7 protein-coding genes are annotated in these 11,624 nt (G+C 37.9%); 1 reads left to right on the top strand and 6 read right to left on the bottom strand.

Annotated features, from left to right (window positions below; translation table 11 throughout):
* Positions 1-1,473 precede the first annotated feature (1,473 nt).
* The 5 genes from SOM16_RS10590 to SOM16_RS10570 form a co-directional block, all read right to left on the bottom strand.
* Positions 1,474-4,080, bottom strand: a complete 2,607-nt coding sequence (locus tag SOM16_RS10590; protein WP_320463974.1) for a glycoside hydrolase family 2 protein — start codon at positions 4,078-4,080, stop codon at positions 1,474-1,476.
* A 68-nt stretch (positions 4,081-4,148) separates the two neighbouring features.
* The gene (locus SOM16_RS10585; protein ID WP_320463973.1) at positions 4,149-6,407 is read right to left on the bottom strand and encodes a GH92 family glycosyl hydrolase; all 2,259 of its coding nucleotides are present in this window, start codon (positions 6,405-6,407) and stop codon (positions 4,149-4,151) included.
* 114 nt (positions 6,408-6,521) lie between these two features.
* On the bottom strand, positions 6,522-7,850 hold the full coding sequence (locus SOM16_RS10580) for an alpha-L-fucosidase (RefSeq protein ID WP_320463972.1): 1,329 nt from the start codon (positions 7,848-7,850) through the stop codon (positions 6,522-6,524).
* 26 nt (positions 7,851-7,876) lie between these two features.
* Positions 7,877-9,568, bottom strand: a complete 1,692-nt coding sequence (locus SOM16_RS10575) for a S41 family peptidase (RefSeq protein ID WP_320463971.1) — start codon at positions 9,566-9,568, stop codon at positions 7,877-7,879.
* A gap of 228 nt (positions 9,569-9,796) precedes the next feature.
* Positions 9,797-10,012 carry a hypothetical protein gene (locus tag SOM16_RS10570; protein ID WP_316802259.1) on the bottom strand — a complete coding sequence of 72 codons (216 nt, stop codon included), beginning with the start codon at positions 10,010-10,012 and terminating at the stop codon, positions 9,797-9,799.
* Positions 10,013-10,178: 166 nt separating this feature from the next.
* On the opposite strand from SOM16_RS10570, the gene SOM16_RS10565 reads away from it, so the two are divergent.
* Complete coding sequence (locus SOM16_RS10565) at positions 10,179-10,781, top strand: porin family protein (protein WP_320463970.1); 603 nt, start codon at positions 10,179-10,181, stop codon at positions 10,779-10,781.
* 56 nt (positions 10,782-10,837) lie between these two features.
* On the opposite strand, the gene SOM16_RS10560 is transcribed toward SOM16_RS10565, so the two are convergent.
* Entirely contained in the window at positions 10,838-11,623 is a 786-nt protein-coding gene (locus SOM16_RS10560) for a DUF4397 domain-containing protein (RefSeq protein ID WP_320463969.1), read from the bottom strand.
* Position 11,624: the final 1 nt, after the last annotated feature.

Here is an 11,624-nt window from a genome sequence, read left to right as displayed (position 1 = left end):
TTTCTATCCCGATCTATATAACTGCAGATTTCTAGTCTGCTATTCAATGCAATAGTGCTAAAAAGCCGCTAGTAATTATAATAGGGAAAGCTCGTGTGAGGTTTATAAAGTTATATCACAAGGATTGAAAATCCGCAATTCAATCCAATAGTACTAAAAAAGCCGTTAGTAATTATAACAGGGAAAGATCGTGTGGGTTTATAAATTTATATCACACGGATTGAAAATCCGTAATTAGATCAGTCGGGATTATAAATCCCAACTAACTATCTCTAACCCTACGTTGGTCGGGATTTTTTATCCCGATCTACATAACTGCAGATTTCTAATCTGCTATCTAATCAAATAGTGCTAAAATCCGCTAGTAATTATAATAGGGCAACCTCGTGTGGGGTTGATAAAGTTATATCACACGGATAGAAAATCCGTAATTAGATCAGTCGGGATTATAAATCCCAATTAACTATCTCTAACTAAGTTGGTCGGGAGTTTCTATCCCGATCTACATAACTGCAGATTTCTAATCTGCTATCTAATCAAATAGTGCTAAAAGCTGCTAGTAATTATAACAGGGAAAGATCGTGTGGAACTTATAGATTTACATAACACGGATGGAAAATCCGTAATAGATCAGTCGGGATTATAAATCCCAATTAACTATCTCTAACTAAGTTGGTCGGGTTTTCTATCCCGATCTACATAACTGCAGATTTCTAATCTGCTATCAATCCAATAGTACTAAAAAGCCGCTAGTAATTATAATAGGGAAAGCTCGTGTGAAGTTTATAAAGTTATCTAACACGGATGGAAAATCCGTAATTAGATCAGTCGGGATTATATATCCCAACTAACTATCTCTAACCCTAAGTTGGTCGGGATTTTCTATCCCGATCTACATAACTGCAGATTTCTAATCTGCTATTCAATCCAATAGTACTAAAAAAAGCCATTGGTAATTATAATAGGGAAAGCTCGTGTGGGGTTTATAAAGTTATATAACACGGATGGAAAATCCGTAATTAGATCAGTCGGGATTATAAATCCCAATTAACTATCTCATATACCTAAGTTGGTCGGGATTTTTACCCTGATCTACATAACTGCAGACGTCTAATCTGCTATTCAATCCAATAGTGCTAAAAAAGCCATTAGTAATTATCACAGGAAAAGATCGTGTGGGGCTTATAGATTTATATAACACGGATTGAAAATCCGTAATTAGATCAGTCGGGATTATAAATCCCAACTAACTATCTCGTATACCTAAGTTGGTCGGGATTTTTTATCCCGATCTACATAACTGCAGATTTCTAATCTGCTATTCAATCAAATCATGCTAAAAAGCCGCTAGTAATTATAATAGGGAAAGGGTTTGTGGGATTTATAAATTTAATTAGGCTAGTCGGGATTATAAATCCCAACTAACCATCTCGAATCTTCTAACTGCCGATTTCAAATCTGCAGGCTTATCTTTTATTGAACCTGAACTTTTATTCGATCAACATTCCAGCCGTATACCTCAACCGCTAAATTATCTTGTGCGCCCGTATACTCTACTGTGATCTTTTTACTTTCCCCAGGAAGGATGCTCACATAATTATCATCATAGAAAGCAGGAAGAATGCGCTTCCCACTTTGTTTATCTACTAAAGCAATGCGATTAAAAAAGGCAACCGGGTTTCCATTTTTGTTGGTTAAGGTGACCTCAACTTTGTTGTTCGACTTTTTCGCAGCGGTGATTTCTAAAGGGGTAGTCTTCAATTTTTGTAGTCCACTGTATTCTCCATTTTTATCTGCCATCCAGTAGATATTTTCACTCAGGATCTGTTGCTTTTCATCTAAAATTCTAAGCGAAACGAATACCCCCTCCTTCTTGTCTAGTTTCTTTAAAAAATCATTCATCGGGAAAAACCTTCTAACAGAAGAACCGCCGATGCTATTGAACACCTGCGAATAGAAATAATCTTTTCCATCCATATCATATGCTTTTGCCTGCACCATTAAGTTGTTTCGACCAGCAAAGCCATTATTTACCACGGTTACCATGCTGTCGATAGGATTCATCATTACATGCAGTGGCTCGCTTCCCTTTCTTAAACCATATAAACAAGCATTAGGATCGAGATAGTAATCATACATCTGACCGCGAAGTGCTGTCCATGGATTCTGCGTTTTCCAGATAATAGAACCTGTATACCAATCCCACATTTTGTTAGAAAAACCTTCCATCAAAGCGCGGTACTGATTATAGTTAACCAGTTGGGCTTTCATAGCAAAGTCTTTCGCATTTTTTGCTTTACCATACGGATCGATGTATTGCTCATAGGCGATGTACTTATGGTAATCCCAAACAGAATCCGGCTTTTCTTTGAATTGTGGTGCAATCATATTTTTTGCCGGAATAAACCTTTCCAATGATTCATAATCACCTACACCAACGGATCCCACTTCAGAATTATAAGGAAACGTTTTAGTGCTCCAAAAGCTATTGGGGTCTTGAATTCCGTAAGGACCATCGCCATTACCACCAAGATCGTTGAAAGACATTTCATCACTGTTAGAGAAATCGAAAAACAGACGTGTACCATCCAATCGAGGTAAAATGTCTTTTTTAATCGGGTTTAAGATATCTTCCGGTGGCGTAATTTCATTTCCACCACACCAGAAAGCAAGTGATGCATGGTTTCTAATTAATTTTACCTGATCTTCGATCGCATCTAAAACCAATGGATGGTTATCAGGATAATTTCTTCTTGTCCACTGGTCTTCTTTCTTTAGAGGATCAACCCAGCGCCCATTGCAATCGCCGCTAAACCAGAAATCCTGGAAAACCAATAAACCATATTTATCGCAGGCATTATAAAACTCTGGTCGCTCTAAAATGGCACCGCCCCAAATTCGGATCAAATTCAGGTTCATGTCTTTATGGTACCTGATTTCGGCATCATAACGGGCATCACTAAAACGCAACATCGCATCAGAGATAATCCAGTTTCCACCTTTAATAAAAATCTTCTGACCATTTACATAGGCACCCATACTTTTCGTATGTTCGTTCCAGATGTTATCAATCTGTCTAATCCCCACCTTTAAATTTTCCTGATCATACACCTCATTAGCGGAGCGAAATTGAATTTTCAAATCATACAAATTTTGTTCACCATAACCACTTGGCCACCAAAGTTTTGGTTGCTCCAAAATCAGATCTGCAAAATTCACTTGAGTATTCTTCCCTGCAGGTAATGAAACAGACTTACTAACTGTTTTGCCTGCTACCTGGTATTGTAATACGCCAGTAACCACTTTATTGCCTGGATTTTCTACCTCTACAGATACTTTTATAGTTGCAGGTTTTTGCGCACCAGTTGGCATCCTTTTACCTGGAACTAATGTTACCACATGTGGATTTTTCACATTGATGGCTTTAGTTTTCTCGATGGTTACCTTATCCCAGATTCCCGTATTTCTGTCGCGGGTTGGTTGAATCCAATCCCACCCTGCGGTATACTGGGTAGTTAATCCTTTCGCAATGGTTCCATCTCCACCCTGGCCTCCATTTGGATTACCAGGAAAATCTGGTGGATAAACAATTACGGCTAACCTGTTTTTGCCTGTTGGCGACAAGAATTTTGTGATGTTATATTCCGCACGGATATGCATTCCCTCATGCGTTTTCGGATTTAACTTCTTCCCGTTCAGGTAAAACTCTGCTTTGTAGTTAATCCCGCGAAATTGTAACCATACCTGCTCATTGCCAATGGCTTTTTCTGTAAAATCTTTAACGAACCAATAAGTGTAATGATCATTCCCGGTATGGTATACATCAGGAATTTTTTCATTGTTCATGCCATAAAATGGATCAGGAACTTTTTTATTGTTTAACAACGTGGTTAAAACAGTTCCTGGAACAGTAGCCGGCATCCAGTTATTTAGTGAGAAGCCACTGTTAGATAGTTGTACGCCATCTGCTTTCACTTCTTTTATATTATTGCATACCCAGCCAGAATTTAGTTCGTAACGCTGTTGTGCAAATGAAGTTAGGTTTGCAAAGATCAAAAAGGATAGAAGTATTCTTCTCATATCATTTATAATGTTAAATATTTTTTGATGTCATCGGATAAATACTCATCCGATGACGATGACTTAGTTTACTTTCCTGAAACTGGTCGGTCACTCGCAGCTATGCCCCATCCCTTTGATGGCGTATTGCCCATGTAAATTCTAATGTTTCCACCATCTACAATGGTTTTATGCAGAATGAAAGATTTAGTGTAAGCCTGCCCATTTAATAAAATACGCTGAATGTATTTATTCTCTGCACTGTTACCAACTACGTTAATCGTAAAGGTCTTATTATTTGGCAAATTAATCGTTGCATTTTTAACTAATGGCGTACCGAAAACGTAAGCACCATTTGCCGGATTGACAGGGTAAAAGCCTAAAGAAGAAAAGATATACCAGGCACTCATTTGTCCAACATCTTCGTTTCCACATAAACCATCAGGTTGTGCCGAATAGAAATCTTTGTCGATTTTACGGATTAGATCTGCTGTTTTCCAAGGTTGACCAGCATAGGCATATAGGTATGGGATATGATGCCCTGGTTCGTTACCCTGAGCATAGTTACCGATTAAACCTGAAATATCAGGCGAACTGTTTTCACCTAAGGCTGCAGGAACAATAAATAACGAATCCAATTTGTTTACAAATGGTTTATCGCCACCAAATAAATTAATTAATCCTTCTACATCCTGAGGCACCAACCAGGTATATTGCCAGGCGTTTCCTTCTGTATAATCGTCTTCGCGATGTTTAGCGGCTACCGGACTAAATGGCGATCTCCATTTTCCATCCGCTAACTTACCTCTCATAAATTGAACATCACTGTCAAAGTATTCCCTGTAAAGACCTGCTCTTTTACTGAAGTAATTATAATCTTCCGTTTTACCTAAAGCTTTTGCAAACATGGCTATGCAATAATCATCAATCGCATACTCCAATGCTTTTGCAACGGATTCATTCACTTTGTCTGCTGGAATATACTTTAGCTTTTGAATGTAATCAATGCCATCTGTTTTCTGCATGGCAGACTGTTTAACAGCTTCAAATGCAAGATCTGCATCAAAACCACGATATCCTTTTAAATAGGCATCTACTACAACAGGTACTGCATGATAACCCACCATGGTATTGGTTTCATTACCCATTAAATGCCAAACTGGTAATTTTCCCTGTTCTTTATAAATGGCCAACATGGTGTTCACCACATCGCTCACTTTATCCTGGTGAAGAATAGTGTATAAAGGGTTCGCGGCACGGTAAGTATCCCAAAGGGAGAAGGTAGTCAGGTTATTAAAACTGGCATTTTTGTGTACCTTTTTATCTGTTCCTAAATAATCCTTATTTACATCATTAAATAAAGATGGCGCAGTCATGGTATGAAAAAGAGCCGTATAGAAAATCTTTTTAGTTGTTGCAGATGCATCTATGGCTACTTTAGCTAGTTCTTTTTCCCATTTGGCATCTGCTGCTTTAACGGTCGATGCGAAATCCCATCCAGGTAATTCTGTCTGCAAGTTTAACAGGGCATTATCAATGCTTACAGGAGAAATGGCTACTTTAATTTGTAATTTATTAGAATTGATTGATGCAAAATCAACTACGGCTTTCAATTTTTTAGCCTCCAACTGCATTCCTTTTTTTAACTGATCATCTTCATAGATAGCAAAGTTTTTAACCGGCTGAGATAATTTAATTACAAAATATAAACGCTGATCATTCGCCCAGCCTTTTGAATTCCTGTTTCCAACAATGGTTGTAGCATCAACCTGTTTAAATGAAGTATTTGTTACTTCATCCCAACCTATACCTTCAACCAAATCGATAATTAAATGAGGTTTAACGGCATTTTTAGGAAATGTATATTGATGAAAACCAACACGTTCAGTACTGGTTAATTCTGCTTTGATTTTATATTTATCAAGCAACACACTGTAATAACCGGCTTTTGCCACTTCATTTTTATGCGAGAATTTGGAAAGATATCCATTATCTTCATCGCCTTTTTTACCTTTCTGTAGCATAGTTTCTCCAGTGGCAGGCATAATGGAAATGTCGCCTAAATCCCCAATTCCGGTACCGCTTAAGTGGGTATGCGAAAAACCAGTAATCGTATTGCTCACATAATTGTATCCACTGCACCAGTCCCAACCTTCAAAAATGTTGTTTGGCCCTAATTGTACAGCACCAAAAGGTACATTGGCACCAACAAAGACATGCCCATGTTTTGCAGAACCTATAATAGGGTCTACGAATTGGGTTAGACTGTTTTTTTTCTGAGAAAAAACGTCATTGGTAAACAGAGCGGATGTTAATAATAGAATGGATGAGATTTTCCTGAATTGCATGTGCTTATAATTTCCTACAATAAATTTTAAAAGCCTAAAAGTAAAACGTTTTACGTAAATTTCAAGTATAAGTAACAAAGAATTAACAGCAAACCCTTAAAAAGTAATTTGCAACTATTTTTTAATCTCTAAAACAATTACCTGATCTGGCTCAGCAGCATTTAAAGCTGTTTTTATTTCCAGATGAGATTTTTTAAAGGTATAATTCACTTTACTTTTATCACCGAGTAAATAGGCTTTCCAGATTTTCTTTGCGGGAAAATCTTGTAACCCAAGTGTGGTTGTTTTTCCATCCAAAATGTGGATATAAATCTTTTGATCATTTTGCGTAACGCTGCCCCAGGCTTGTGGTTTTAAATATCCGCCCCGGGTACCATAAATGCTTTCACCATAAATTTTAAGCCAATCGCCTAAACCAGCCAAACGATCCTTAAATTCGGGCTGAATTTTACCATTGGGCATCGGACCGATGTTTAACAAAAGGTTTGAACCTAAACCCGCAGCCTTAACCAGCATATGTACAAGGTCTTTTTTCGATTTATAAAGCGTATCATTTAAATTATACCCCCACGAGTTTGAAATGGTTTCGCAGGTTTCTAAAGGTAGTTTATCCGAAGCCTGCTGAAAACTAAATCCCGACTTGTTTTCACCAGGGAGGTCACGTTCAAACATCTGAAAATCTTCACCTGCGAAAGGCATTAAATGATGGTTATTACCAATCATACATTGAGGCTGAAGCTGATGGATTAAGCCATAAATTTCTTCATATTTCCAATCAATTCGCGATGTCCTGTCGCTTGCTCCTTCAGGTGCGGTCTGATCCCAGTGACCATCAAACCAAATGCCTCCAATTTCGCCGTAATTGGTTAACAATTCGGTTAACTGGTTTTTCATAAAAGCAAGATAGCTGGCATAGTCGCCATTACCCTTTCTACCTGAATACTGACCCGTGCGGCCGGTTTCATGTGGGTAATCTTCCCTTCGCCAATCTAATAATGAATAATACAGGTATAACTTTATTCCCTGCCTGTGGCACTCATCCGCCATCATTTTGACTATATCTTTTTTATACGGCGTATTCATGATATTGAAATCCGAGTATTTAGTATCCCACATACTAAAACCATCATGGTGCCGCGTAATCAGCGTAATGTATTTCATACCCGCTGATTTTGCCATGGTTACCCATTGCTCAGCATTAAAATCGACCGGATTAAAAAAATTTTGAAGATTGGTATAATTTTGAACGGTAAGTTTCCTTTCATTCATTACCCATTCGCCACTGCCAGGTATACTAAAAGGCCCCCAATGAATAAACAAACCCAGGTGGGCATTACTAAACCAAACTCTTTGTTTTAGATTATCTGCTGTAGGGGTATAATTTTGGGCATTTGAAAAACAGCTTAGTACCAAACAAAATGCAGTTATTATTAATTTTTTCATTTGGAGACAATAGGTTTGGCTTAGGTTTAATCTACAGATGCGGTTTCCTTCATTGGTTTTCCAATCACTTTGTAATTTCCATCACCCTTCAGAATAGCTAACATTTGTGGCTGATTACCAAATAAGGATTTTGCTGCAATCAGCTCCTTATCATATTGAAAACTTTGCTCTATCCTGCCCTTTTCATGGAAATATCGGCTTACAATTTGGGTTTCCAATATTCTTTTAATTTCCGATTTATGTGTAGTTACATCTGTTTTTTTGGAGATGGTAAGCTTATATTTTAAATTTTCAAGATCGGCTTTTACTTCCGCAGATTTATTTTCTTTCTCTGCTTCGATACGCAAATCTGAAAGCAATCTTTCTGTCTTGCTCTGGTAAGTAAGATCTTTATCTGCCAGGCCATTTACAAAAGCAGTATAATCGGCGTCAGAAATTTGAAAAGCCTTCGCAGATTCGAGCTTGGGATTACTTTTTCTATACTGATTGGCATAGTTGAAAAACAGATTCTTATTAATCATCGAGATCGTAACCGGACTTAATTTATCGGCATTTACCACTACATCGGGATAAACACCGTTGCCACTGTAAACATTTCTACCAGCTTTGGTTTGAAACATCGCCATGGTAGAATCAGCAAATCTTTCTACCAGCCCATCGGCGTTGCGGTGTGCATAATCAAGCTTTTGGATACACCTGCCAGATGGCGTATAATATTTTGCAACAGTTACTTTCACCATGCTGTTGTAAGGCAAATTAAACGTTTGCTGCACCAATCCTTTCCCATAACTGCGCTGCCCTACCACTATCGCCCGATCCAGATCCTGCAAAGAACCGGCTACAATTTCTGACGCTGAAGCCGAATTTATATTCACCAGCACCACCAAAGGTACATTAACAGAAACCGGTGGAAACTGTGTTTTGTAAGCAATTGTTTTCTCGATATTTTTCCCTTTTTGGGTTACAATCAGCTGATCTTTGTTAACGAATAGATTTACAATTTTAACGGCTTCTTGTAGAATTCCACCACCATTATTCCGAAGGTCTAAAATAATTCCTTTTGGATTTTCCTTATTGATGTTTAGTAACGCATCTTTTACTTCCTGACCGGAATTTTCCAAGAATTTATCCAGCTTGATGTAGCCAATCCCATCTCCTACCATGCCTGAATAAGATACGTTTGGTTGTTTTATTTCTTCTCGAATGATTTTCTTCGTGAATTCTTTTCCTTCCCTCATCATCATCAGATCTACCGGAGTGCCTTTCGGTCCGCGCAGTAACTGACTGATCTGAGCTCTTTCTTTGCCCTTTACCTCGATGCCATTTATTTTTACAACCTGGTCTCCGGCTTTAACTTCTTCCTTAAAGGCAGGATAACCTTCGCTCACTTCATTAATGAAAAGTTTGCCATCAATAATAATGGTACTGGCACCTATTCCGCCATATTGTGTACTTACATATTTAAGCTTATAATCTTCAATTTCAGATTCAGGAACGTATTCTGTGTAGGGATCTAAACTTTCTAACATGGCATCAATGCCCGTTTTCATTAGTTGAGGCGCATTGGTATCATCAACATAATTGATATTAATTTCCTTGTAAAGGGAGGCGAAGATATCGAGGTTTTTGGATACCAGAAATAAATCTTCCTTGAAAGAAAAAGATAGTATAGCGATGCTAAATCCTGTGGCTAAAAGAGCATATTTCAAATTTTTCATCGGTTCAGCTATATTTAATGGTATTTACGAAATAAGATCATCGGCAAGATAAGCTTATCATGCTGCACACTATATTTCTGATATAGCATATTACATTTTATACGGATAGCATTTCTTAATCGTACAGGTGTAAATGTACAAAAAGAGATAAATATTAAAAAATACTTATTAAGGTATAGCCAAATAAAGCTTTACGAATAAAGAAGAGTGTTTTGAGCGCCTGGAAAACTAAAGTCTGTTGCCTTTGGTATCTGCTAGTGCTTTTTGGATGGTAAATTCGATATAGGTGCGGTCGCGTTTTACTAAACGCATTAAATCCAAGATTAATTCATCTTCTTTACCTGGGGTAAAATCCAATGGCTCATTGGCTAAGTCGCGGTATTTCCTTAAGAACTTTGTTTTTACTTTAAATGCGGTTTCAGCGGTAAGTTGAAAGTTAGCCATAGCAGATTTTATTTGATGCAAAAGTAAAAAATATTTGTTCACAATGGTATCTTTTTATCTGCTGATGGGAAAAAACAGAGATTTCACGAATGCTTTGCACGATAAATCTGTTAAAACGTCGTTATCTATCCAATTAGATAAACACACAAAATTAAATGCTAAGAAAATGAAAAAATTTATCCTCCCTATTGTTCTCCTAACCCTTGGTTGGGCAACAGCACAAGCACAAACCTTTAACCTGGGCGTTAAAGCAGGTGTAAACTTAGCCAAACTCAATGCTGATTTTGCGAGTGAAGAAAACCGTTTAGGTTACCAGGTTGGTGCCTGGGCACGGATTGGTGGTGCGAGTTTTTATGTACAGCCCGAAGCTTATATTGGTAGCAAAGGCAATAAATTTATCAGCTTTACCAATAACAACAATAATGAGGTGGCTGCAGAAGGTAAAGTAAGGTTCACCACCTTAGATGTTCCGGTGCTATTGGGAACGAAATTCGGCGCTAAAAATTTAAATTTCAGGGTAATGGCCGGACCGGTTATTTCCTTTATCCTGGATGAGAATTCGAGTTTTAGTTCTGCTTATCAACAGGCTACAGATTTCGACAACTATAAAAACCAGGCACTGGGCCTTCAGGCAGGTGCTGGTGTGGATGTTGGTGCAATTTCTGTCGATTTACGTTACGAAGCGGGTTTATCAAATATTAGTAAGAGTGAGAAATATAGCCAGAAACCTAACTTATTTCAGTTGAGTTTAGGGTTTAAGATATTGTAGAAAGAAGCTCAATGGAAAGATCAGGTTGAGCACCTTGTCTTTCCATTGAGATAGAATTAATAAAAAGAAGTGTAAGTACTGAGGCTAAATGGCGTAGTAGTAGAACCCGCTACGCCCCTTAGAATAAATGTATAAGCCTGGCCCTTTGTCAGTGTGGCGGTTAATTGCCCCGGCGAAACTGGCGTTACTGTACCCGCGTTATTAAACTGATAAATATTGGCTTGTCCTGGTAATGGAATTTCGATAAATGGTGATGCCGAGCCATAAGCGACGCCTGAAATAAGCACTTGCCCGGTACTTCTCTGAATCATATCGATTGCTGCAGGTCCGCCACTATATAGGTTTACCAACCTCACAAAAACTTTTGTAGTATCTAAAACTGGCCTCACTTCTTCTAACAAATAGGACGAAGTAATCTTCTTATCAGTTGTATTATAGGTACCAGTAGTAAATAAGGTATAGTATTTACCTGCGTTGGTATTGATATTTGCAGTTAAGACATTTAAGTCTTTATCTACCGTTGCTGATGAAACTATTTTTGCATCAATCTTATTGGCGCCAGGAGTTATCGGTAGATACTGCCCCGACAAGTTGGGAAAGATAGTATTATAGCCGAATCCAGTTTCTCCGCTAAGCGCATTATAAGCACCAGTAAATCTCGTATTATTTAAATAATAATTAATATTTGGACTTCCGGGTGTGACGTTAATGAACCTGAGAAAAGAGTAAGCAGGATCGCCGACTTCTATCTTTGTATAGGGTGTTGTTTCTACTAAATCATCTTTTTTGCATGCCGTAAATGCACTGATTACAGCAATTAATAAATAGCATATCTTTTTCATA

The sequence above is a fragment of the Pedobacter sp. CFBP9032 genome (assembly GCF_034045265.1).
In the GTDB taxonomy this organism is placed as follows: Bacteria; Bacteroidota; Bacteroidia; order Sphingobacteriales; family Sphingobacteriaceae; genus Pedobacter.
The sequence above is the reverse complement of the archived record's forward strand: the minus strand, read 5'-3'. Positions and strand labels throughout refer to the sequence as shown.